At 38.6% G+C, this 22,549-nt stretch carries 21 protein-coding genes and 5 tRNA genes; 1 reads left to right on the top strand and 25 read right to left on the bottom strand.

Annotated elements, in window-relative coordinates:
- Positions 1-13: 13 nt before the first annotated feature.
- The 21 genes from J7W16_RS16020 to J7W16_RS15920 all read right to left on the bottom strand — a co-directional run bounded on the left by J7W16_RS16020 (position 14) and on the right by J7W16_RS15920 (position 17,946).
- On the bottom strand, positions 14-790 hold the full coding sequence (locus J7W16_RS16020) for a two-component system regulatory protein YycI (RefSeq protein WP_210598487.1): 777 nt from the start codon (positions 788-790) through the stop codon (positions 14-16).
- A complete protein-coding gene (locus J7W16_RS16015; RefSeq protein WP_210598486.1) occupies positions 777-2,117 on the bottom strand; it encodes a YycH family regulatory protein in 1,341 nt (446 codons plus the stop codon). The genes J7W16_RS16020 and J7W16_RS16015 overlap by 14 nt, the downstream gene beginning before the upstream one ends.
- Positions 2,114-3,931 (bottom strand): cell wall metabolism sensor histidine kinase WalK, encoded by a 1,818-nt coding sequence (walK, locus tag J7W16_RS16010; RefSeq protein WP_210598485.1) that lies wholly within the window; start codon positions 3,929-3,931, stop codon positions 2,114-2,116. The genes J7W16_RS16015 and walK overlap by 4 nt, the downstream gene beginning before the upstream one ends.
- Entirely contained in the window at positions 3,932-4,639 is a 708-nt protein-coding gene (yycF, locus tag J7W16_RS16005) for a response regulator YycF (RefSeq protein ID WP_210598484.1), read from the bottom strand.
- Between the two features lie 163 nt (positions 4,640-4,802).
- Positions 4,803-6,254, bottom strand: a complete 1,452-nt coding sequence (locus J7W16_RS16000; RefSeq protein ID WP_210598483.1) for a peptidoglycan DD-metalloendopeptidase family protein — start codon at positions 6,252-6,254, stop codon at positions 4,803-4,805.
- 245 nt (positions 6,255-6,499) lie between these two features.
- A tRNA-Thr gene (locus tag J7W16_RS15995) sits at positions 6,500-6,572 on the bottom strand.
- Positions 6,573-6,575: 3 nt separating this feature from the next.
- Positions 6,576-6,651 (bottom strand) — tRNA-Phe (locus tag J7W16_RS15990).
- A gap of 18 nt (positions 6,652-6,669) precedes the next feature.
- Positions 6,670-6,746, bottom strand: a tRNA-Asp gene (locus J7W16_RS15985).
- A 16-nt stretch (positions 6,747-6,762) separates the two neighbouring features.
- Positions 6,763-6,837: transfer RNA gene (locus J7W16_RS15980), tRNA-Glu, on the bottom strand.
- Positions 6,838-6,852: 15 nt separating this feature from the next.
- Positions 6,853-6,928: transfer RNA gene (locus J7W16_RS15975), tRNA-Lys, on the bottom strand.
- A 357-nt stretch (positions 6,929-7,285) separates the two neighbouring features.
- On the bottom strand, positions 7,286-8,572 hold the full coding sequence (locus J7W16_RS15970) for an adenylosuccinate synthase (RefSeq protein ID WP_210598482.1): 1,287 nt from the start codon (positions 8,570-8,572) through the stop codon (positions 7,286-7,288).
- 191 nt (positions 8,573-8,763) lie between these two features.
- On the bottom strand, positions 8,764-10,128 hold the full coding sequence (gene dnaB, locus J7W16_RS15965; protein WP_210598481.1) for a replicative DNA helicase: 1,365 nt from the start codon (positions 10,126-10,128) through the stop codon (positions 8,764-8,766).
- Positions 10,129-10,254: 126 nt separating this feature from the next.
- Entirely contained in the window at positions 10,255-10,698 is a 444-nt protein-coding gene (gene rplI, locus J7W16_RS15960) for a 50S ribosomal protein L9 (protein WP_210598480.1), read from the bottom strand.
- Position 10,699: 1 nt separating this feature from the next.
- Positions 10,700-12,664 carry a DHH family phosphoesterase gene (locus tag J7W16_RS15955; RefSeq protein ID WP_210598479.1) on the bottom strand — a complete coding sequence of 655 codons (1,965 nt, stop codon included), beginning with the start codon at positions 12,662-12,664 and terminating at the stop codon, positions 10,700-10,702.
- Between the two features lie 10 nt (positions 12,665-12,674).
- Positions 12,675-13,613, bottom strand: a complete 939-nt coding sequence (locus tag J7W16_RS15950) for a YybS family protein (protein WP_210598478.1) — start codon at positions 13,611-13,613, stop codon at positions 12,675-12,677.
- A gap of 297 nt (positions 13,614-13,910) precedes the next feature.
- Complete coding sequence (rpsR, locus tag J7W16_RS15945; RefSeq protein ID WP_034628907.1) at positions 13,911-14,144, bottom strand: 30S ribosomal protein S18; 234 nt, start codon at positions 14,142-14,144, stop codon at positions 13,911-13,913.
- A gap of 72 nt (positions 14,145-14,216) precedes the next feature.
- On the bottom strand, positions 14,217-14,699 hold the full coding sequence (gene ssb / locus J7W16_RS15940) for a single-stranded DNA-binding protein (RefSeq protein ID WP_210598477.1): 483 nt from the start codon (positions 14,697-14,699) through the stop codon (positions 14,217-14,219).
- A gap of 25 nt (positions 14,700-14,724) precedes the next feature.
- Positions 14,725-15,012 carry a 30S ribosomal protein S6 gene (gene rpsF / locus J7W16_RS15935; RefSeq protein WP_210598476.1) on the bottom strand — a complete coding sequence of 96 codons (288 nt, stop codon included), beginning with the start codon at positions 15,010-15,012 and terminating at the stop codon, positions 14,725-14,727.
- 360 nt (positions 15,013-15,372) lie between these two features.
- Positions 15,373-16,473, bottom strand: a complete 1,101-nt coding sequence (ychF, locus tag J7W16_RS15930) for a redox-regulated ATPase YchF (protein ID WP_210598475.1) — start codon at positions 16,471-16,473, stop codon at positions 15,373-15,375.
- Between the two features lie 192 nt (positions 16,474-16,665).
- Positions 16,666-16,866: a DUF951 domain-containing protein gene (locus J7W16_RS15925; RefSeq protein WP_210598474.1), complete on the bottom strand. Its 201-nt coding sequence runs from the start codon at positions 16,864-16,866 to the stop codon at positions 16,666-16,668.
- A 57-nt stretch (positions 16,867-16,923) separates the two neighbouring features.
- Positions 16,924-17,946, bottom strand: a complete 1,023-nt coding sequence (locus J7W16_RS15920; RefSeq protein ID WP_210598473.1) for a YkvI family membrane protein — start codon at positions 17,944-17,946, stop codon at positions 16,924-16,926.
- A 97-nt stretch (positions 17,947-18,043) separates the two neighbouring features.
- Between J7W16_RS15920 and yyaC the strand changes: the two genes are divergently transcribed.
- Positions 18,044-18,697: a spore protease YyaC gene (gene yyaC / locus J7W16_RS15915; RefSeq protein WP_210598472.1), complete on the top strand. Its 654-nt coding sequence runs from the start codon at positions 18,044-18,046 to the stop codon at positions 18,695-18,697.
- Positions 18,698-18,956: 259 nt separating this feature from the next.
- Here the strand turns inward: yyaC and J7W16_RS15910 are convergent, their stop codons facing one another.
- The 4 genes from J7W16_RS15910 to J7W16_RS15895 all read right to left on the bottom strand — a co-directional run bounded on the left by J7W16_RS15910 (position 18,957) and on the right by J7W16_RS15895 (position 22,516).
- Positions 18,957-19,661 (bottom strand): DUF554 domain-containing protein, encoded by a 705-nt coding sequence (locus J7W16_RS15910; protein WP_210598471.1) that lies wholly within the window; start codon positions 19,659-19,661, stop codon positions 18,957-18,959.
- A gap of 16 nt (positions 19,662-19,677) precedes the next feature.
- Complete coding sequence (locus J7W16_RS15905) at positions 19,678-20,826, bottom strand: aminotransferase class V-fold PLP-dependent enzyme (protein ID WP_210598470.1); 1,149 nt, start codon at positions 20,824-20,826, stop codon at positions 19,678-19,680.
- Between the two features lie 87 nt (positions 20,827-20,913).
- Complete coding sequence (locus tag J7W16_RS15900) at positions 20,914-21,762, bottom strand: ParB/RepB/Spo0J family partition protein (protein WP_210598469.1); 849 nt, start codon at positions 21,760-21,762, stop codon at positions 20,914-20,916.
- Complete coding sequence (locus tag J7W16_RS15895) at positions 21,743-22,516, bottom strand: ParA family protein (protein ID WP_210598468.1); 774 nt, start codon at positions 22,514-22,516, stop codon at positions 21,743-21,745. Before J7W16_RS15895 ends, J7W16_RS15900 begins: the two co-directional genes overlap by 20 nt.
- Between the last annotated feature and the right edge of the window lie 33 nt (positions 22,517-22,549).

Here is a 22,549-nt window from a genome sequence, read left to right as displayed (position 1 = left end):
TTCTATCTCTACCTTATGAATCCGAGAGTTTTTGTACTGAGCTATTAATTGCATGTACGAGATAGACCTCTTCTCCGACCGTCACTCTCCACATCGGGGCAAACACTTGAACATCACCTGCTGGACTGAAGAAATTGTAATAGCCAAATTGGACATCTGTAATCGTCTGGTTCATACCAATTAGCTGATCATTCCATAACTTTTCAATAGCTTTTAGACTTGAAAGTAACTCAGGTTCCTTACCGGGTTGCTCCTCAAACTCAAAATACCTTTGTTCATAAGAAATTATCTGTAGCTCATCATCTAATTGTAATGTTAATGGCCCTTCTTCAAGGGTATAGGCCATCTTACCTTCATACGATTGGTATAAGGTCATTTTTTTTGTTAGTGGGTCGTAGCTATCATAACGATAGTCGCCACCCTTATAGACATAGCCTGTCAAAAATTGCTGTAGGTCAATATCTAGTTGATCATTTGTCAGGGGAAATGGCTTTTCAAGCACTGAGAAGATCGTCCGCTCTTCAACAATATCAATTTGTTGATTCGCTAGTATAAGATTGTCTTGCTCAAAAACGACACTTTTCCCAACAATGAGTGGGCTTGAAATTTCTACTTCCTTTAGTTCAACCTCAATATTAACGTTATTTTCCTTTAGCTTTTCCTGGATTGTAGCCTCAGTTATTAAATTCATTTGGTTGGCGTTATTCGTTTCAACTAGCTGCCACGTTAAAAACAAATTTAAGAGCAGAAACGTAACAATAAAAATCGTCTTCGTTCTATTCCAATCCATTGTCGCCTGCTCCCTTCAATTGATCAAGTGAAACTTTTTGCCAACGGCTTCCGTACAAGACATACCAATGAGGCTCAACTGTGAAGAACGTTGGATTGGTCATGTGCATTTCATAACCAACTGATACTCTTGAAATGCGTTGTACATCGAATAGCTCATCATTTTGAAGATAGCTAATCACATCTTCTCCTGCAGGCATTTCTATTTTTTGACTTGCGTTGATTGCTAATGAGTCTAGATCTAGTAACGGTCTGGAATAGCTAATAATTTGGTTACCAGATCTTTTCGCCTTCAGTGTCATACGATCCTGTCCATCAATGCTGTGCACAGGGAAGCCATTTAGTTCTAGACGGAATTCAACTTCGTCACGGTTCGTTGTTGATACCCAATTTGAGAGAAGATACTGATCAGTCCAACCACCATGACCATTGATAAATTCAAATCCACCTTGAACAATATGCTTCGTTAATTCCTGTGAACCTAAGAAAATAGTGTTCCCATATTCCATAAACAAACCGTCTTTTCGCAAATTAATAATGCGGTTACCGTCGGTATATGAATCTTCACCGTCTGTTTGCTGATAATATTTTACGGCATTCGGATCAGTGAATAACGATTGTCTAAATAAATGAACGGATAGCTTAGTAGCTCCGTATGACAACTTATCAACCTTGAACGGTTCAGTTGTAATATAGACATCCTCAGTAATAAGAGCCTTGGTTGATCTCTCTCCTGCAAGTGTCTTGACGGGTATATATTCACTAATTGGCTGAACAAATACTTCTTCAAATTCATTGACTGCTATATTTGTTTTCATTGAACCGACCCGACGATCCTCACTAGATAGAAACTGCATATACACTTGTCCATTAGCATCGTTCACATATAAATAAATACGGTCAATGACTGTTCCAGGATAGAGATAGTCTGTTTCAACTGAAATCATATTAAGAAAGAGATGTGAGGGAATTGAAGTAGGAAATAGTAATTCAATCCCTCCTCTTTCATTTACCTTTGGGAAAATGTCGTCTGACACTTCAATTTCTTCAAAGCTAGCAGTCAACAGTTTCTCATAAAGCTGAGCAAACTTCGGGTCATTTTTGGGGATTAATGCTTTCATGTCATTATAATGAACAACCATTTGGTCTGGTTGAATAACATCGGATATCACTCGTTCCTCACCAATCAGTTCACTTGAGACATATCGTGATGTAACATCATCAAGAAGAGCAATCTCAGGCTGATACGTGTATAGTTGCCATGTTAAAATGATACTTAAACCAATGAGGACAATTAACAAACCTGATTTGATATGCTCTACATTCATGCTTTTACCTCCTTAACGGTATAAGGCAGGGTAATAAAAATTGTTGTTCCCTTTCCATACTCACTTTGGGCCCAGATATGTCCTCCATGTGCTTGAACAAGTTCCTTCGCAATAGCAAGACCAAGTCCAGTACCACCAACACTTCTTGCTCTCGCCTTATCAACACGGTAAAAGCGCTCGAAAATCTTTGTTTGGCTTTCCCGGGGAATACCCATCCCTTGATCGGCAATACTAATTCTGACGTTCTCACCCTGTTGGAGCGTTCTTATTCTCACAGTTCCACCTTCTGGTGAATACTTCATCGCATTAGAAATAATATTATCAAGGACTTGTGTCATCTTATCTTGATCAATGTCAACATAGATTGGTTTGTTACTGAATTTACGATTAAAAATAATGTTTTTATCAGTAGCTAGCATTTCAAATCGATCAAGCGTTAATTCTAAAAATGAACGTAATTCAATTGTATCTGTCGTAAGACGATAGTCATGACTATCAATCTTAGATAATTGTAGTAAATCATTCACAAGCCTGATCATTCGTTCTGTTTCATTTTGCGTGACACCAAGGAAACGACGCGATAACTCTACATCTTCAATCGCTCCATCCTCAAGAGCCTCTAAATAACTCTTCATTGTAGTGAGTGGCGTTCGCAATTCATGAGATACGTTCGCAACAAACTCACGGCGATCTTGTTCAATCTTTTCTTCTTCCGTTACATCATGCAGAACTGTAATTAGACCATTAATTGGTCCATTTTCTTCCTGAATGACAGAGAAGTTTGCCTCTAATAAGTAAGCTTCCTCTTCATTACTAAAATCAAGTAGAATTGACTCTGATTGTTCATAGAGGTCCTCAAGATTAAATGTTTCTGATAAATGTAGCACATCTGGTAAGAAACGTCCTACTGCTTTGTCGCTCTCTATATTTAGTAATTCCTCTGCACGCTTATTCATTAAGATGATCTTGCCATCCTGATCCGTTGACATCACTCCGTCCGTCATATGAGTCAGAACAGATTTCAAACGCTTTTGTTCACGGTTACGAGTAATTGTTGCATCATGAAGCTTCATTGTAAGGTCATTGAATGAGGTTGCTAACTGCCCAATTTCATCGGCACTGTAGACAGATACTTTCCTTGTGAAGTCACCATACCCCATCCTCAGGGCATGCCTTCTCATATCAATGATCGGAGCTGTAATCGTTCTAGCTAAAAGGACAACCAGAACAACTGAGATCGCCAAAGCGATAAATGTCCCACTTAATAGAATGCTATTAATCTGTCTTATTTGTTCATAAATATCTTCAATCGACGCTTCAATGTATAATGCCCCTACTATGTCCTCTTCAACAACGATAGGTACTGCAAGCACTCTCGTTCGATGCCCATTAGATTGATCGCGGACATTAGTCGCATCTGCAGTCCCAAGTAATGCCCGCTTCACTCTAACCTCAGTACTTTGCTGACCAACGATATGTCGATTGCTTAGATTAGATGTACTTAGCACAACTTTATTCTGGTCAATGACCTGTACTTCAGTATTCTCAATCGGAAAGATATCTCTTAGAAGAACATTAATATTAGCAATTAATGCTGTTCGATCCTCACGATTATTCGTCATTTCTTGAGCAATGTTATAGGAAAGCAAATGAGCTCGTTCATCCAACATATCAAAATGATTTGTCAGCATCTGTGCCTCCAGCTGCTTCGTGAAATAGACACCAATGACTTGCATTGCAATAAAGATAATCAGCACATAGATAATAATGAGCTTAAACTGGATCGACTTAAAAAAGCCAACTTTTTCTTTCATTTAAGACTGCTCCCGCTCAGGCGATGATAAATAGTAACCGACTCCTCGTCGTGTGATGATCCAAACAGGATAACTCGGATTATCTTCTACCTTCTCTCTTAATCTTCTCACCGTTACATCAACGGTTCGAACATCTCCAAAGTAATCATAGCCCCAAACCGCTTGTAAGAGATGCTCTCTTGTCATTACTTGTTCTAAATGCTTCGCTAAATAATGAATCAACTCGAATTCACGATGCGTAAGCTCAATCGTTTCCCCCCGTCGCTTAACTAAGTAAGATTCAGGGTAAATGCTTAAGTCACCTACAACAATCTCCTTCAGCTGACCACTTGTATCATCACTTACTCGATGTCGACGTAAATTAGCTTTAACACGAGCAAGAAGCTCCCTGGTACTAAATGGCTTTGTCACATAATCATCGGCACCAAGCTCTAGGCCCAGAACCTTATCAATTTCTGAATCCTTTGCTGTTAGCATTATGATTGGAATATCAAATGTCTTTCGGACTTCACGACAAACTTCCATTCCGTCTTTATATGGCAGCATAATATCCAGTAAAATTAAATCAGGCGTCTCTTTATTTACAAGCTCAATTGCCTCAAGTCCATCGTATGCACATATTACTTCAAACCCCTCTTTTTCGAGGTTGAATTTCAAGATGTCAGCAATTGGTCTTTCATCATCTACAACTAAGATTCGTTTATCCATCCTGAACTCTCTCCGATCTCTGTAGTTTCTCTTTATTCTAACATATGTCATTGCTTACGTCCGTTAGCATCCTTAAACGTTCTTATGTAAGAATAAGAAAAAGGATATCTTATAAGTCGGTATTGACTTGTTAAGATATCCTTTTCATCTAATGTTCAATTCTTTATCTATTTAGATAATCCATTGGGTTTTTCAATTGGCCATTCTCATAAATTTCAAAATGCAAATGAACACCTGTTGAATTCCCGGTTCTTCCCATAACGCCAATCTTCTGTCCTTGTGAAACAGTTTGTCCAACACTAACATCAATCGAGTCTAAATGTGCATATAATGTTTCTATGCCATTATTATGATTAATTCTAACTACATTTCCATAGCCACCTTGATAGCCAACGGAGGTTACAGTCCCATTATCAGCGGATAGAATATTGTAATTACTCGGTCTTGCAATATCAATGCCTCGGTGGAAGCGACCCCATCTGTTTCCTTGATAGCTTGAAATATAGCCCCCGACTGCCGGCCATGCAACTTGTCCAGAACCACGAGATGGAATAACCTTTGTTCCTTTTACAACAATTTTCTTGACTGGTTCTTCAGTTATTTCTTCAGATAATATTTCTCGCTTAACCATTTTTCCATTTTGTTCAGTGATCTCATATTCAATCACTTGCTTACCAGTGCTTCCTTCCTGAGTTACCTTCTGGTCACCCTTCCATAAGGAGCTATCTTCCTGAACTTCAGTTTCAAACGGAATGTCTTCCTCGACCTTTTTTACCTTTGTTGTAAGAACCTCAACGATCGGCTCATATACGGTTACATTTAATTGATCACCAATATTTATAACACTATCCTCATTAAGATCCTTGTTTATATCAAGTAACTCTTTTGTCGTAAGTCCATGGTTGTTAGCAATTGCTCCAAGGACATCACCTTCTTTAACAATATAAGGGGTTTCTTTAAGCACACCCTTCTTAATTAAGTCAACAGCATCAGTTACTGAGATAACCTTAGTTGGATCTACAACATGTTCTGCAATTTCCACATCTTTTGTAAAAGAAATATCTTTGTAAAGCACATCGCCTATTTCAAGAGTTATTTTCTTTTCTTCCGTTTCTACCTTTACCTCCGAATTAAAGAAAGATTCATAGTCTTCCTTTGAAACAAATGGTGCCGTTAGCTGCTCTAATACTTTCTCCGCTTCCTGCTCAGAAGGGAGATAAATAATCGTCTCTTCATTAATTTCTAGAGCAGCAACCTTTGCCTCTACAGAAACCTGATCTGTTAGTGTTGACGTAACCAACTCATTTTCACTACGATCATGAAAAACAATCTCAGGAATGACTTCGATTTCCTCTTTAATTTGAAGAGATAGATCAAGATTCTCAATCTTGGATTGTTCTACCTTCTCAGCAAGGATCGTTTCAACTGCTTCTTTATTATTAATAAAACCTATATGTTTACCATTAATATAAACGTGGTATATGGTGTGTATAGATGATTTTTCAGCATTTACTGTATTCGCTCCAGAGAATATAAAAACCATTGAGCAAAAAACAAGCAATTGTAAAGAAACAACGAGTCTCTTCGTTATATAAGAATCCTTCTTTGAATTCATGCCATTCCTCCTAAAAATTCTTCTTACTTAAACCTTTTCTACATAACTCTATGTATTTTGGACGATTTATTTTTGGTTTATAGACAGCTTTCGATAACCTTCCTTATTCTAGCATATTCTTCTATTTTGTTTCTTATAAAATTTAAATGTTAATAGATTGTAATGTTTTTGTCATATTTCTGGATATTTTTTGTAAATTAAAACATAAAAAACCCGTATGTATAGAATACATACGGATTAGTAAGTGCCGACCAGAGGACTTGAACCCCCAACCTACTGATTACAAGTCAGTTGCTCTACCAATTGAGCTAGGTCGGCTAATGGTGGCTTGGGACGGAATCGAACCGCCGACACATGGATTTTCAGTCCATTGCTCTACCGACTGAGCTACCAAGCCATACCATATGAAATTAAATGGCGGTCCGGACGGGACTCGAACCCGCGACCTCCTGCGTGACAGGCAGGCATTCTAACCAACTGAACTACCGGACCAATTAATAATATAAAATGGTGACCCGTACGGGAATCGAACCCGTGATACCGCCGTGAAAGGGCGGTGTCTTAACCGCTTGACCAACGGGCCACTTTGAAAAATAAGTGGTGAGCCATGAAGGATTCGAACCTTCGACCCTCTGATTAAAAGTCAGATGCTCTACCAACTGAGCTAATGGCTCTTGATGTATTTCAATGCTGCTTTGTCAAGAATCTTACGGACGACGCATATTCAATGATGCATCCACCTGTTTCTTCCTCTACTAGCAACGCTAGAAGTGAGCTGTGTCGAAACAACTCGTAGTTATTTCTTGAAGAAACGCTCGTAACTGAGCTAATGGCTCTTGATGTATTTCAATGCTGCTTTGTCAAGTTTGAGTAGCTTGTACTCTTGGCGACAAGATTTATAATAACACATAAAAAAAATCGAAGCAATACTTTTTTAAAAAGTTTTTTTGAGCTATTCATTACTCCATTAAGAATAACGAAAAAAATACAAGGATGCAAGGGAATCCTTCCATCCTTTATATTGATTTATATTAAGCGAATACACCACGAACTAGATTTGTTTGATTGCGATCTGGTCCAACAGAGAAAATTGTTAAAGGAATACCAGTCAACTGCGAAACCCGTTCAATATAATGACGTGCATTGATAGGAAGCTCACTAAGAGATGTTACTCCAGTAATATCCTCTTCCCAACCAGGAAGCTCCTCATATACCGGCTCACATTCAGCAAGAACCTTCAGACTCGCAGGAAACTCTTCAATCGTCTCGCCACGATACTTATATGCTGTGCAAATCTTTAATGTCTTGATTCCAGTTAAGACATCAATTGAGTTTAAAGATAGGTCAGTTAATCCGCTCACACGGCGTGCGTGACGGACGACAACACTATCAAACCAACCAACACGACGTGGGCGTCCAGTAGTCGTACCGTATTCGTTTCCTACTTCTCTTATGAGATCACCAATTTCATCATGTAATTCTGTAGGGAATGGACCATCACCAACACGTGTTGTATATGCTTTTGAAACACCAACAGCTTTAGTGATCTTAGCTGGACCAACTCCAGATCCAATTGTTACTCCACCTGCAATAGGATTCGATGAGGTAACAAATGGATATGTACCTTGATCAATATCAAGCATAACTCCTTGTGCCCCTTCAAATAACACACGTCTTCCTTCATCAAGTGCATCATTTAAAACAACGGATGTATCACAAACGTATGATTGAATTTGTTGGCCATACTCGTAATATTCTTCTAGGATCTCTTCCTTCGTGAAGCCCGATACTTCATAATACTTTTCAAACATACGGTTTTTTTCTTCTAGATTACGCTCTAGTTTCTCTTCAAACACTTCTTTATCTAATAAGTCAGCGATACGGATCCCAATACGTGCAGCCTTGTCCATATAAGCAGGGCCAATCCCTTTTTTGGTTGTACCAATCTTGTTTGCACCCTTACGTTCCTCTTCTACAATATCTAATTTCAAATGATATGGAAGAATAACGTGAGCCCGGTTACTAATACGTAGATTGCTTGTATCAACATTACGCTCATGTAAGTAAGCAAGCTCCTCAACCAATGCTTTCGGATCAATAACCATTCCGTTCCCAATCACGCAAACTTTATCTTTATAAAAGATGCCTGAAGGTATTAAATGTAATTTGTATTTAGTTCCACCAAAAACAATTGTGTGACCTGCATTATTACCACCTTGGTAACGTGCTACAACCTCTGCTCTCTCAGAAAGATAATCTGTAATCTTTCCTTTTCCTTCATCGCCCCATTGTGTTCCCACAACAACCACTGATGACATGACATGCACCTCCGCTTTGCTTATTCATAGTATTTTTCCAAAGCCATTGATTAGTATACCAACTAGATAGGAGCGAGTCAACGTAAACACGAACAATTATATAATTATCCTTTGTTTTCGTTCGACTATTAGCTATAAAAAAAACTGCCTCATAAGGTTTTATCCCTATGAGGCAGTCTTTTATTTATCGATCATGCTCCTGGTGGCATGTCACGTTCATCGTGACGCTTGTCCAAATTGACGAACTTATTATATTCCTTCACAAATGCCAACTCAACCGTTCCAACAGGACCATTACGTTGTTTCGCGATAATAATTTCAATGATGTTTTGATTTTCTGTTTCCTTGTCATAGTAGTCATCACGGTATAGGAATGCAACAATATCAGCATCCTGCTCAATACTTCCTGATTCACGAATATCAGACATCATTGGACGCTTGTCCTGTCTTGATTCAACACCACGAGAAAGCTGAGAAAGGGCAATAACAGGTACTTCAAGTTCACGGGCAATTTGCTTTAATGTCCGCGAAATTTCCGAAACCTCCTGCTGACGGTTCTCTCCGCTTTTTCCGTTTCCTTGAATCAGTTGTAGATAATCAATCATGATCATTCCTAACCCATGCTCCTGCTTCAATCTTCTGCATTTTGCACGAATGTCATTTACTTTAATACCTGGAGTGTCATCGATATAAATGCCTGCCTTTGCAAGGCTTCCCATTGCCATCGTTAACTTCTGCCAATCTTCCGCATTCAAAGCACCTGTCCTCATTCGCTGGGCATCAATATTCCCCTCTGCACAAAGCATACGCTGAACCAGCTGGCTAGCCCCCATCTCTAAACTAAAAATAGCAACATTTTCTCCAGCTCTTGTCGCCACGTTTTGTGAGATATTTAAGGCAAATGCAGTCTTACCTACAGACGGACGAGCAGCAACGATAATAAGATCATTTCGTTGGAAGCCTGCTGTCATTTGATCTAATTCAATGAAGCCCGTCGGAATTCCAGTAATATCACCTTTATGATTTTGCAGCAATTCAATTTTATCGTAAGTCTCTATTAATACATCCTTTATCGAAATAAAGGCACTAGTATTTTTACGTTGTGATACATCCAGAATCGTTTTCTCTGCTTCTGTCAAAATTGTATCTACTTCTTCTTCGCTTGCATAACCATCTGCGGCAATCGTTGATGCTACCTTAATCAGTCGACGTAAAATCGATTTTTCTTCTACGATTTTGCTATAATACTCTGCATTTGCTGCTGTTGGAACAGCATTTGAAATATCACTTAGATAAGGAACACCACCGATATCATCAAGCCACTTACGATTTTGGAGTTCAGATGTAACTGTTATTAGATCCACTGGCTCTCCCTTTTCATTTAGATCGAGCATAACCTGGTAGATACGTTGGTGGGCAGCACGATAAAAATCCTCTGGCATTAAACGCTCAGAAGCAGTTACAAGAGCCTCATCTGCAAGAAAAATAGCCCCCAAAACGGCCTGTTCAGCCTCAATGTTTTGAGGTGGGGTACGGTCTGCGTATAAATCACTCATGCCAACCCCTCCTTTCTCTCTTTCATTCTCCTATTATAAAGGATAGTTTCTAAGTTGGTATAGAAAAAAATAAGGGTGACTCAGCCAATATTGACCGAATATGTCACCCATTTCCTTAAATCTATTCTATTCTTCCACAACATGTACTTTTACTGTTGCAATAACTTCTGGATGAATCTTAATTGGAACATTCGTATAGCCAAGTGCCCGAATTGGTTGATCTAGTAAGATTTTTCGTTTATCTACCTTTTTCTTCATTTTAGCCAACGTCTCCGCAATTTGCTTCGTTGAAATAGCTCCAAATAATCGGCCACCTTCGCCAGATTTTGCTTTAATTTCCACTGTTAAGGCTTCTAGCTCATCTTTATAGGCTTTAGCCTTGTCTAATTCTTCTTCAGTCTTTTTTTGCTTACTCTTTTGCTGAGCTTCTAAATTTTTCATGTTTCCAGAGGTTGCCTCAACTGCTAAATTATTTGGAAGTAAATAGTTACGAGCATATCCCTCTGAAACGTTTTTGGCCTCGCCTTTTTTTCCTTTTCCTTTCACATCTTCTAAAAAAATTACTTTCATCCTACTGTTCCCCTCCTGCACACTTCGTTATCGTTTCTTGAAGCTTTTCCTTTGCTTCAATTATTGTCATATCTTCAAGCTGTGTTGCTGCATTTGAAAGATGTCCGCCGCCATGAAGCTGTTCCATAATAACTTGAACATTAACATCACCCAGCGAACGAGCACTTATGCTGACAATGCCATCTTTTCTCTTAGAAATAACAAAAGAAGCAACAACATCCTTCATATTTAACAATGTATCTGCAGCCTGAGCAATAATCATCTGACTATACGTATCCTCTTCACTACCTGTTGCTATAGCATAGCCATCAAGAAAGTGCTCAGCACTCTCTACCAGCTTAGATCGTTTAATATAATGTTCGAGATCTTCCTTTAATAAGTTCTGTACTAATGTCGTATCTGCTCCGTTTGAACGCAGAAATGATGCAGCATCAAACGTCCTTGCACCTGTCCTTACTGCAAAGCTTTTAGTATCAACAATAATACCAGCAAGCAATGCTGTCGCTTCTAGACGATCCATTTTGAGCTTATTTGGTTGATACTCAAGTAATTCTGTCACCAGCTCAGCTGTGGAGGACGCGTATGGCTCCATATAAACAAGTACAGGGTCATCAATAAACTCTTCCCCTCTGCGATGATGATCTAGAACAACAATCCGTTCAACTAACTCTAATAGATCTGGTTCGATTACAAGAGACGGTTTATGAGTATCAACAATAATTAACAATGTTTCTGGTGTAATCTGCTCTTTCGCCTCTTCTGGTGTAATAAATTGTGACCATAAATAATCATGCTCTTCAATTTCTTCCATTAGCTTTTGGACATCATGGTTAATCTCATCTGGATCTAAGACAATATAGCCCTCTTTTCCATTAACCTCAGCTATCTTTCTTACACCAATAGAGGCACCGATTGCATCCATATCTGGGTTTTGGTGGCCCATAATTAATACTTTTTCACTTTCAAGTACGAAATCTCTTAACGCATGAGAGATAACCCTTGCTCTAACACGAGTTCTTTTTTCCATTGCATTTGATTTCCCACCGTAAAAGCGTACTTTACCATTTTTCTTCTTAATGGCTACTTGATCGCCACCACGGCCAAGAGCTAGATCCAAGCTTGATTGGGCAATTTTCCCTAGTTCCCTGATTGAATCTTCACCAGTACCAACACCTACACTCAACGTAATCGCTACCTTTTCTTTAGCTGTTAGTTCTCGGATTTTATCTAAGATATCAAAGCGATGCTTTTCGATTTCTTTCAATGCTTTTGCATTCATAATCGCAATAAAACGATCTGAAGCCGTTCTTCTCAAGAAAATGCTATTAGCTGTCGCCCATTCATTTAAGATGGTTGTTACAATACTCATTAATCGTCCACGTAGTTGATCATCGATGCCCTGAGTCACCTCATCATAGTTATCAAGATACAAAAACGCTACAACCGTTTGTGATTGCTTGTAACGTTCCTTCATCTCTTCAACACCTGTGACATCTTGAAGGTAAAAAAGTCGCTCATTTCGTTCAAGTGAGACTTGGAAGTATTTATCATCTAATGTAATGATATCATCATCTTCATCACTTTCAAGCAACACGATTAATTGCTCGCTTATTTCATTTACATGCTTATCGATTACATTTCCATCTATTAGATTCGTAATAAATGGATTGGCCCATTGGATTTTTTGTTCCTCATTAAATAAGATCATACCAATTGGCATTTTCGTAACTGCCTCTTCTCCAGCCTTTGTGACTCGGTAAGAGAGCGTTGAAATATATTCAGCTAAATCTCTCTCGAAGGCTACCTTCGCTTGATACGTGAAAATAGCTATAATCCCTAGTAGAAGAAAACCCAAAACACCAATTATCCATTGATAGCCTGTCAAGATCCCAATAAAAATAGCTGAAATAATAAACAAGGCATTGACATGTTGACCATGCCAGCGTTTCATTAAAAACTTAGGCATATTGTCACTCCTATTTTTTCTGGCTCTCTATTCGCTTACGCAAACCAAAGCCTAAATCTAGAATTCCAAGAACACGAACTAGATGTAATAGTGGCATGATCACTAGTGACGCAACGATTAACAAAATAGGTATTGCCTTCGCTATTTTCTTCTGATGACAGTAGAAGAAAATAAAGGAAAACCCTTGAACTGCTAAGACTACCTCTAATAGTGGAAACAGGTTCCAAACAATAACAAATAGTGTCGATCCTTCTTCAACAGCACTAAAGCTAAGAATCATGACAATTAAATAATACCATAGAAAGCTCTTTGGAAATTGCCATTCTCGAAATGGGGGAAGTGCTTGTACCTTATGTCTTAGTTTTCTTAATACGTAATACCCTAATAACGTACTAATTAAAGCTAAGGTGACAGCCGTTCCTACAATAACAACAGGTGCCATATAAATAAGCAGATCTAATGTTTCTTCAAATGCCTCAATATTTACTTCTTGACCAAAACTAACTAACGTTGATTCAGTCATTTCCATTTGTTCTTTTGTTAAGTCAATCGCTAATTGCATTGGATTGATATTTAATACGAGGGTCATAACGATGTATGAAAGTAAGATATGTACAATGAATAGCAGTGATGCTCCTAACAAGACAGAAAAACCATTTTTTCCGCGACGATGCATTTCACCAATCACTAACCCTGCACTACCAAACATGAAGGTTGGTACAATTGCTAACCCTCCACCAATCCCTATAACAAATGCAATAAAGCATGAAACAAATAACAAAATGAAGCCTGCTTTTAAACCTTTTCGATATGTAAATACAGTAAATGGCAACGACAGTGCCCATATCGTAAACGAACCAATAACCGGGACATAAAACGTGAGAAGTAAAATTATTGTAACAATAGCGGCTAGGACAGCCCCTTCTGTTATCATTCTTGTTTCTCTCACAAATCCACCTCTTTTTCTTGTTGTGTATGCAACTCTTGATATTCTTTTATATTTTAACGCAATTGCCCTCAAAGTTAAAGCATTGCTCGAAATCAGAGAGTTTATTCAAAAAATAAAATAGGCTAGGACAAAAGTGATTTACTAAAAGAAAATCCGAACAATAATAGTGGGCGGAAGTAAACCGCTCCTGAGGTATTGCCTTGTTCAGTATTTCAGTTAGACACTTTAGTTATGTCCCAGCCTGTTATTCAAAAAATAAAAACACAGCACGATGGCTGTGTTTTATATTTTTACTTATTAGTTAACATCATTTACATATGGCAATAGAGCGATTTGACGAGCACGCTTAATTGCAATAGTTAGTTGACGTTGATATTTTGCAGATGTTCCAGTTACACGGCGAGGAAGAATTTTTCCACGCTCTGAAATGAAACGCTTCAGAAGATCAGTGTCTTTATAATCGATTTTCGTAATCTTGTTTACAGTAAAGAAACAAACCTTACGACGTTTTGGACGACCACGACGAGCCATTGAGCAGCACTCCTTTCTTTTCTATTTGTATTCGTATATTCATCACATTTTCATTATAAGCAAGAGAGGATTTTAGAACGGCAAATCATCATCTGAAATATCAATTGGCTTCCCATCATTTGCAAATGGGTCATTATTGAAACTACCAGATGAGCGGTTCTGCTGCTTTCCGTAATCGTTATTCCCCATTGAACTAGGTCCACCATATGATTCATTTCCTTGCCCTGAGTTTGCACCACGTGGCTCAAGGAATTGAACACTTTCCGCTACAACTTCAGTAATAAAGACTTTTCGACCTTCATTGTTGTCATAGCTTCTAGTTTGAATTCGGCCGTCAACACCTGCTAAACTACCTTTTTTCAAGTAATTAGCTACATTTTCAGCTGGTTTTTGCCAGACGACACAATTGATGAAATCAGCCTCGCGTTCACCCTGCTTATTTGAAAATGTTCGGTTTACCGCAAGGGTAAAATTTGTTACTGCCACTCCATTTGGTGTGTAACGTAGTTCTGGGTCACGCGTTAAGCGTCCAACAAGCACGACACGATTAAGCATTCATACCCCTCCCACTTTCATTTAATTATTCTTCGTCTTTTGTTACAAGAACACGAATAACATTATCGTTGATCTTAATAAGACGGTTAAATTCTGCAATCGCTTCTGAGCTAGCTTGTACATTTAACAATACGTAGAAACCTTCACGAAAATCGTTGATTTCGTATGCTAAACGGCGCTTACCCATCTCGTTCACCTTTTCGATTTCAGCACCATTAGTAGTAAGAACATTATTAAAACGTTCTACAACTTCTTTAGTAGCTGCCTCTTCTAGGTTTGGAGCGATGATGTACATAATTTCGTACTTACGCATTCCGGTCCACCTCCTTTTGGTCTAACGGCTCCTTATTGGAGCAAGGAATAAAACTCATCAGATGAGTCATTTTACTCACATTAGTAGATTATAACAGATCGATACTTGGCACGCAAGAAGATTGTTGGTGTTTGGTGAAGTTCATGTGGTTATAGTGTATAAACTTCCTCTCTTCCGCGTAATAGCAAAGTCAAAAGGTAAGAAGCCAAGATGAGAGCTCCCATCCCGTCCGCTTTGTAAGAGGTGAAATTGGAATCAAATCACTACAAATTTTTCCTGGGAATTAAAGATCAAAAAAGCTTGTCGACAGTCCCTCGTTATGGAGACGTTGCCTACAAGCTTTAAGATCTTTTCTATTGATTATACGTTAAATCTGAAGTGAATAACATCTCCGTCTTGAACGATGTATTCTTTTCCTTCTAAGCGGACTTTTCCTTTTTCCTTTGCTACGTTCATTGACCCTGCATCAACTAGGTCTTCGTATGAGACGATTTCGGCACGGATGAAGCCTCGTTCAAAGTCAGTATGAATGATTCCTGCGGCTTGTGGTGCTTTTGTTCCTTTACGGAATGTCCATGCTCTCACTTCTTGAACACCTGCAGTGAAGTAAGTTTGTAAGCCAAGAAGATTATAGGCTGCACGAATCAGTTGGTCTAGCCCTGACTCCTCTATTCCTAGCTCTTCTAAGAACATTTCTTTTTCTTCACCTTCAAGCTCTGCAATCTCAGATTCAATCTTGGCACAGATTAAGATGACTTCACTATTTTCAGCTGCGGCAAATTCTTTCACTTGCTTTACATAGTCATTATCTTCTGATGCCATTAAATCATCTTCACTTACATTGGCAACATATAAGACTGGCTTACTTGTTAATAGATGAAACTGCTTGACAATCTTCTCTTGATCTTCTGTAAAGTCAATACTTCTAGCAGGCTTTTCATTCTCAAATGCATCACGGAGAAGTTCTAAAACTTCTAATTCAGCTATCGCATCCTTGTCCTTTGCTTTTGCAAGCTTGGCAACGCGAGCTAGTCGCTTATCTACTGTTTCAAAGTCAGCTAGGATTAACTCAAGGTTAATTACTTCAATATCACGTAAAGGATTTACCCCACCAGCGACATGTGTAATGTTATCATCAGCAAAGCATCGAACAACGTGTGAAATAGCATCAACTTGTCTAATATGAGATAAGAATTTATTCCCGAGCCCTTCTCCTTTACTAGCACCTTCTACAATCCCAGCAATATCAGTGAATTCAAAAGCAGTCGGAATGGTTTTCTTCGGAGAAACTAGCTCTGTTAATTTTCTTAATCTTTCATCTGGTACTTCAACAATTCCTACATTCGGATCAATTGTACAGAATGGGTAATTTGCAGATTCAGCTCCTGCTTGTGTTATCGCATTAAATAATGTAGATTTCCCAACGTTTGGTAATCCTACAATTCCAGTAGTTAAAGCCATGCGTTCACTTCCTTTTTTATATTCAAACATGCTTGTCCGTTTACGCTCAGCATGTATTCATTCCTAATGTCGTTACTAATTATAGTGATTCCCTAAAAAAAAGACAAGCTGCAATCAGCTTCAACACATGATAGGAAGTCCACTATAAATATTCATAGCAGACTCCCTATTGGAATGTTTTTACCTAAAGTCTTACACATTTGCTTGACTCTCAATAATTTTCTTCATTTTTTTCGCAAATTCTTTACGAGGGAGCATGACACTATGCTGGCAACCTTGGCACTTAATTCTCACGTCCATACCCATTCGAATGATCTGCCATCGATTCACACCACAAGGATGCTGCTTCTTCATTTCTACAACATCATTTAGGGCAAACTCTTTATCTGTCATGTCATGTACCTCCTTTTCTCATTTTATATTATACATGAAACCTCGTTAGAGATGGAATTATTTCATAGCAGAACGCCGATGAATTATTGGATATAACAAAAGGGATGCAAGAACATAGAGGTTAAGGACTCCATACAATGGATATAGAACCGAAACTAATGTAGAGAAACCTATCGTTGTTAGTGGCGCCATGATACTGATTAGAAGCAATGCAATCATCCATGCTGGTCCTTTAATCCACTCTCTTGTTCTAGATAATAAACCAAACACTCCAGAAGCGGCTGTTGTATAGATGGCTAACCATAATAATGCAGACATAATAAGTACCATAAAATACGGATAGTGCTTTAATATCGCAAATAGTGGAATCTCATAGAGCATAATATCTCCAGCAACTTGAAGCAATGATTCATTATATAAATAGGAGATACCACCTAATATAATACCACTACCTATACTCGCAATCCATATTTCCCCTTTATGTTTAATTTCGTTACCGATCGCACCAAGTACTGCAATGAGCGGCAATATATTCAAAGCTGTAAAAGTTAATGCTGCGGGCCAATTGCTTTGGTTATCAAACCGAAATTCTATTGGAAAGCCTTGTAAAGATTGAAAGGCGATTAACACACCTAATAAAAAGACAATTAAGATAGGAATAATAAAAGCATTCATTGACGTCATGCCTTTTGTGTCCCATAAAAATAATAAAACGACCATCCCACCTATAATAACGGTACCTAGCCAATATGGTACATGTACAACTTCAAGGGTCGCCCCACCCCCTGCAAGCATAATTACAGTTACTGAAAATAGATAAATGATAATCATAAAATCATAAATTCGAGAAAGGCGTTCCCCCATAATTGCCTGTAGCACCGGAAGATAATGAGTTGACTTTTTATTAGCGCTAATCGTTAAAATAACCGTACAACAAATAGAAAATAAAATAGCAAACAAAATGATTGCTAGTCCGCTTTCTGAACCAAAAAACTCCCATAATTCACGCCCTGATGCATATCCTGCTCCAATCATTGTTCCAATTATAAGAAACATCCATTTCAACCCGTTTCCCCACATACAAATCCTCTCCTCATTCTCCCTTTCTTCACTCTCTATGTATAGAAAGGAAAAAAGTTCCGTATACTGTTACTACTATGGCAAAGGAGGCGATGTTATGAGTACAAACCATCGTCTGTTCGGTAAAAAAGATCATTTACGGATTCATATGGATGATTCTTGCGTAACAGAGAAGCTGGCTGAACTATTGTATGAAATGACAGAATATTATGTCAGACGCGATTTAGTTATTATTTGTATTGGAACAGATCGTTCAACGGGGGATTCATTGGGTCCTCTAATAGGAACCAAACTAGAACAGATGAGCCTAAATCGGTTCCATGTATATGGAACGTTAGAGCACCCGGTTCACGCCGTCAATATGGTTGAACGTTTAGAGGAAATTAAGCGCACACACTTCCGTCCATTCATTTTAGCGATTGATGCGTGTCTAGGACGTTTAACGAGTGTCGGGCATATTTCACTCGCCCATGGCCCTATCCAGCCAGGAGCGGCCGTTCAGAAGCAACTGCCGGCAATTGGTGACATTCATATGACTGGCATTGTAAATATCGGTGGAATGATGGAATACTTTGTCTTACAAAACACAAGACTTCATACTGTTATGACAATGGCTGATATCATTGCTGAATCTATTAAAAAGGCAGATCTTAATCTTCCAATGAAAGAAACAAGTGCCCCTACCTTATTACAAAAGCTCAAAGTGAAACCTCAGCTTCTCTTTCAATCAAAAAAAGAGACACCACTATAACAAAAAAGAGGCCGGGACAAAAGTCTGAACTGACTTAAAACCCGAACCAAGATAGATAGCTTGCGGACGCCGCTCCTGAAATATACTTCGCTTTCCGCGGGAAGCCGGTGAGCCTCCTCGGCTTCGCCTGTGGGGTCTCACCTTTGGCTTGCTTTTGCATCCCGCAGGAGTCTACGTATATTTCATCCGCTAAATAAATGCTTTATTCCGAATTTCAGTCAGACACTTTTGTTGCGTCCGAGCCTCTCTATTTATTATATTAAGAAAAAAAGTGTAAAGCAGTTACCATTACAGCAACAATAGCAATACTAGGTAGTAGATTGGCAACCCTAACCTGTAATAGACCCGCAATATTCAATCCAATTGCAATAATCAATACCCCACCTGTAGCTGTCATTTCTGTTATAAATGAACTCATTACTACTTCAGGTACAAATTGATTGATCTGAGTAGCAAGTAAGGCAATTCCACCTTGATATAGCATAACTGGAATAGCTGAAAAAATTACTCCAATACCTAATGTTGATGTGAAGATAATTGCTGAAAACCCATCTAGCATTGATTTCGTATAAAGAACGGCATGATCTCCTCGTAAACCACTATCAAGTGCACCAAGAATGGCCATAGCACCGACAACATAAATAAGAGTTGTCGTAACAAAGGCTTTTGCAATTGATCCTTCTTCCTTGGCACCAAGGCGTCGTTCAAGCCATACCCCTACTCTATTTAATCCACCTTCAATATTAACCTTTTCTCCTATAATTCCACCTATTACAAGACTCGCAATCACAATTAAAAATTGGTCGCTCTCTAATGCCATTCCAATACCTAAGACAATGACTGCAAGGGCAATTGCCTGCATGATGGTTTGCTTCATTTGCTCAGGAATTCGTCTAACTAGTAGACCTATGAGTGAAGCTAGAATGATTGCCAGTCCATTCACAATTGTTCCAGTCAAAACCATGTTCTCGATCTCCTCGCTAAAATGCTGCTTCTATTTCTTTTAATGCCTGAATTAATTTACTCACTTCATCAAGTGTATTATACGGTCCGAAGCTAACTCGAATAAGACCTGTATCTATTGTCTTCATTGATTGATGTATTTTCGGTGAACAGTGAAGTCCAGCACGAACTGCAATTTGATAATGGTCATCAAGAATCATCGCCACCTCATGACTATCGATTCCATCAAGCTTAAACGAAATAACAGCAACGCGTTCTAATAGATTCCTTGGCCCGTAAACAGTCAAACCTTCAATTAATTCACTTTGTTCTAAAAATGTTTTCACTAGCTGCTGCTCATGCTCATAAATTGACGATATCCCTTTTCGATTAATTTCATCAATACCTGCTGAAAGCCCGACAATCCCTGGTGTATTCAACGTCCCGGCTTCATACCGATCAGGCCATGATAATGGTTGATGCGGTAATTCAGAATAACTGCCAGTACCTCCTACAATAAGTGGTTCAAGGTTATAATCCTGCTTACTTATAAGGACACCAGTTCCTTGAGGACCTAATAATGATTTATGACCTGCGAAGGCTAATAGGTCAATTCCATCTTTCTCTATATCAATTGGCAGAGTCCCAGCTGTTTGAGAGGCGTCTACTACTACTACAATACTATTCTTCGTAGCAACCTTAGCAAGCTCCTTAATTGGGAATATGGCTCCAGTTACATTGGAGGCATGTGTGACTGCAAACATTTTTGTTCGGTCCGTTACTTCAGCTAAAAAGACGTCAGGAGTGATCATTCCTTCTTCATTCGGCTCGACATATGTAACTTTAATCCCTTTTTCCCTTATCAGTTTTTCAAGTGGTCTTAAGATTGAGTTATGCTCAAACATCGTTGTAATAACATGATCCCCACTTTCAAATGGAAAACCAATTAGTGCTTGATTAATAGCCATTGTTGCATTTTGATAGAACCATACATTCTTGCTACTTGCTGCTCCAAAAAGATTTGCTAGCTTTTTCCTCGTTTCATCAATAGCTAAGCGGGCTTTTTCCGCAAGAACGTGTCCACCCCTACCTGGATTCGCACTGTACGTGTCTACTGCTTCATGCATAGCCTGTGCCACAGCTTTTGGCTTTGGAAACGAAGATGCTGCGTGATCAAAGTAAATCATACGCTACTACTCCCCTCCTAATCTCATTTCAGCAAAAAAAAGTCATCGCTATAACGATCGATAGTGATGACTTTTTTGATTAGATTATTATTGATTAGCTTCTAACATCTGAACGATACGCTCTAAATCATCATCAGAGAAATAATCTATTTCTATCTTTCCTTTTTTCTTTCCTGGCTTAATCAGCACCGAAGTTCCAAGTCTAGATCTCAGAACATCCTGACGTTCTTTCAGGAAAGGCGATAACACAATTTTCTTTCGTTTTGTTTCACGTGGAACATGTTCATTTAATTGATTTACTAGTGCTTCAACTTCACGAACACTTAATTTCTCTTGCAAAACTTTCTCAAGTAAGATGGAGAGTTTCTGTTTTTCTTTTAGTCCAAGCAGAGCTCGTCCATGTCCCATTGATAATTTTCCGTCAGAGATAAATTGTTGAACAACATTTGGTAATTGCAATAATCGTAAATGATTCGCAATATGCGGACGGCTTTTACCAACCCTTTTTGATAGCTGTTCCTGTGTAACCTTGAGATGGCTCATTAATTTTTCATAAGCCACAGCTTCTTCAATTGGATTTAAATCTTCTCTTTGAAGATTTTCGATTAATGCCAATTCCATCATTTTTTGTTCATCTAATTCTTTAACAACCACAGGAACGGCAGTTAATCCAGCTTCTTTCGCTGCACGAAAACGTCTTTCTCCAACGACAATTTCATAGCCTTTAATGGTTTTCCGAGCAATGATCGGTTGAAGAATACCATGCTCACGAATAGAGTCTGATAATTCTTTAATTGCTTCTTCAGAAAAAGTTTTACGAGGCTGATATGGATTTGATCGTAATTCAGAGACAGATAACTGTTCTACTTTATCTTCCATTTCATCTGTATGATCAGGAAAAAATGCTTGTAATCCTTTACCTAACCCTTTCGCCACTCGTCACCACTTCCTTTGCTAAATCTACGTAAACCTCTGCCCCTCTTGATTTAGGATCATACGTTATGATTGGTTTCCCGTGACTCGGTGCTTCTCCCAAACGTACATTACGTGGAATAATTGTATCAAATACCTTCTCACGGAAATATTTCTTAACTTCTTCAATAACTTGAATTCCTAAATTCGTTCGAGCATCTAGCATCGTTAACAAAACACCTTCAATAGCAAGATTTGTATTTAAATGTTTTTGTACTAATCGTACTGTATTTAATAATTGGCTTAAACCTTCTAATGCATAATACTCACACTGTACCGGTATCAACACCGAATCTGAAGCGGTTAACGCATTAATCGTTAGTAGCCCCAGTGATGGTGGACAATCTATAAATATAAAATCATAATCATCAGAAACAGTTGCCAAGGCTCTTTTTAATCGTACTTCTCTGGAAATGGTCGGTACTAATTCAATTTCAGCTCCTGATAATTGAATCGTAGAAGGCAAAACATCTAAACCTTCTAATGCTGATTTCTTTATAACTTGTCTTGGTTCAACATCCTCAACTAAGACATCATAGACACACTCATCAACATCGCCTTTCTCTATCCCTACACCACTTGTTGCATTCCCTTGTGGATCAATGTCAACAAGCAGAACCTTCTTGCCAATATGTGCTAAACAAGCACTTAAATTAACAGCGGTTGTCGTTTTTCCGACACCACCCTTTTGATTTGCTACAGAGATGATTCTCCCCACACTGTCACCTACTTTCCGTCCTAACTGCAATTC

This window comes from Halalkalibacter suaedae, assembly GCF_017939705.1.
In the GTDB taxonomy this organism is placed as follows: domain Bacteria; phylum Bacillota; class Bacilli; order Bacillales; family Bacillaceae_D; genus Halalkalibacter; species Halalkalibacter suaedae.
This window is presented reverse-complemented; position numbering and strand designations above follow the sequence as displayed.

Excerpts from the sequence above, each read along its gene's own strand:
- J7W16_RS16020 (WP_210598487.1), bottom strand. The coding sequence starts at position 790 with ATGGATTGGAATAGAACGAAGACGATTTTTATTGTTACGTTTCTGCTC.
- J7W16_RS16015 (WP_210598486.1), bottom strand. The coding sequence starts at position 2,117 with ATGAATGTAGAGCATATCAAATCAGGTTTGTTAATTGTCCTCATTGGT.
- walK (WP_210598485.1), bottom strand. The coding sequence starts at position 3,931 with ATGAAAGAAAAAGTTGGCTTTTTTAAGTCGATCCAGTTTAAGCTCATT.
- yycF (WP_210598484.1), bottom strand. The coding sequence starts at position 4,639 with ATGGATAAACGAATCTTAGTTGTAGATGATGAAAGACCAATTGCTGAC.
- J7W16_RS16000 (WP_210598483.1), bottom strand. The coding sequence starts at position 6,254 with ATGAATTCAAAGAAGGATTCTTATATAACGAAGAGACTCGTTGTTTCT.
- J7W16_RS15970 (WP_210598482.1), bottom strand. The coding sequence starts at position 8,572 with ATGTCATCAGTGGTTGTTGTGGGAACACAATGGGGCGATGAAGGAAAA.
- dnaB (WP_210598481.1), bottom strand. The coding sequence starts at position 10,128 with ATGAGTGATTTATACGCAGACCGTACCCCACCTCAAAACATTGAGGCT.
- rplI (WP_210598480.1), bottom strand. The coding sequence starts at position 10,698 with ATGAAAGTAATTTTTTTAGAAGATGTGAAAGGAAAAGGAAAAAAAGGC.
- J7W16_RS15955 (WP_210598479.1), bottom strand. The coding sequence starts at position 12,664 with ATGCCTAAGTTTTTAATGAAACGCTGGCATGGTCAACATGTCAATGCC.
- rpsR (WP_034628907.1), bottom strand. The coding sequence starts at position 14,144 with ATGGCTCGTCGTGGTCGTCCAAAACGTCGTAAGGTTTGTTTCTTTACT.
- ssb (WP_210598477.1), bottom strand. The coding sequence starts at position 14,699 with ATGCTTAATCGTGTCGTGCTTGTTGGACGCTTAACGCGTGACCCAGAA.
- rpsF (WP_210598476.1), bottom strand. The coding sequence starts at position 15,012 with ATGCGTAAGTACGAAATTATGTACATCATCGCTCCAAACCTAGAAGAG.
- ychF (WP_210598475.1), bottom strand. The coding sequence starts at position 16,473 with ATGGCTTTAACTACTGGAATTGTAGGATTACCAAACGTTGGGAAATCT.
- J7W16_RS15925 (WP_210598474.1), bottom strand. The coding sequence starts at position 16,866 with ATGACAGATAAAGAGTTTGCCCTAAATGATGTTGTAGAAATGAAGAAG.
- J7W16_RS15920 (WP_210598473.1), bottom strand. The coding sequence starts at position 17,946 with ATGTGGGGAAACGGGTTGAAATGGATGTTTCTTATAATTGGAACAATG.
- yyaC (WP_210598472.1), top strand. The coding sequence starts at position 18,044 with ATGAGTACAAACCATCGTCTGTTCGGTAAAAAAGATCATTTACGGATT.
- J7W16_RS15910 (WP_210598471.1), bottom strand. The coding sequence starts at position 19,661 with ATGGTTTTGACTGGAACAATTGTGAATGGACTGGCAATCATTCTAGCT.
- J7W16_RS15905 (WP_210598470.1), bottom strand. The coding sequence starts at position 20,826 with ATGATTTACTTTGATCACGCAGCATCTTCGTTTCCAAAGCCAAAAGCT.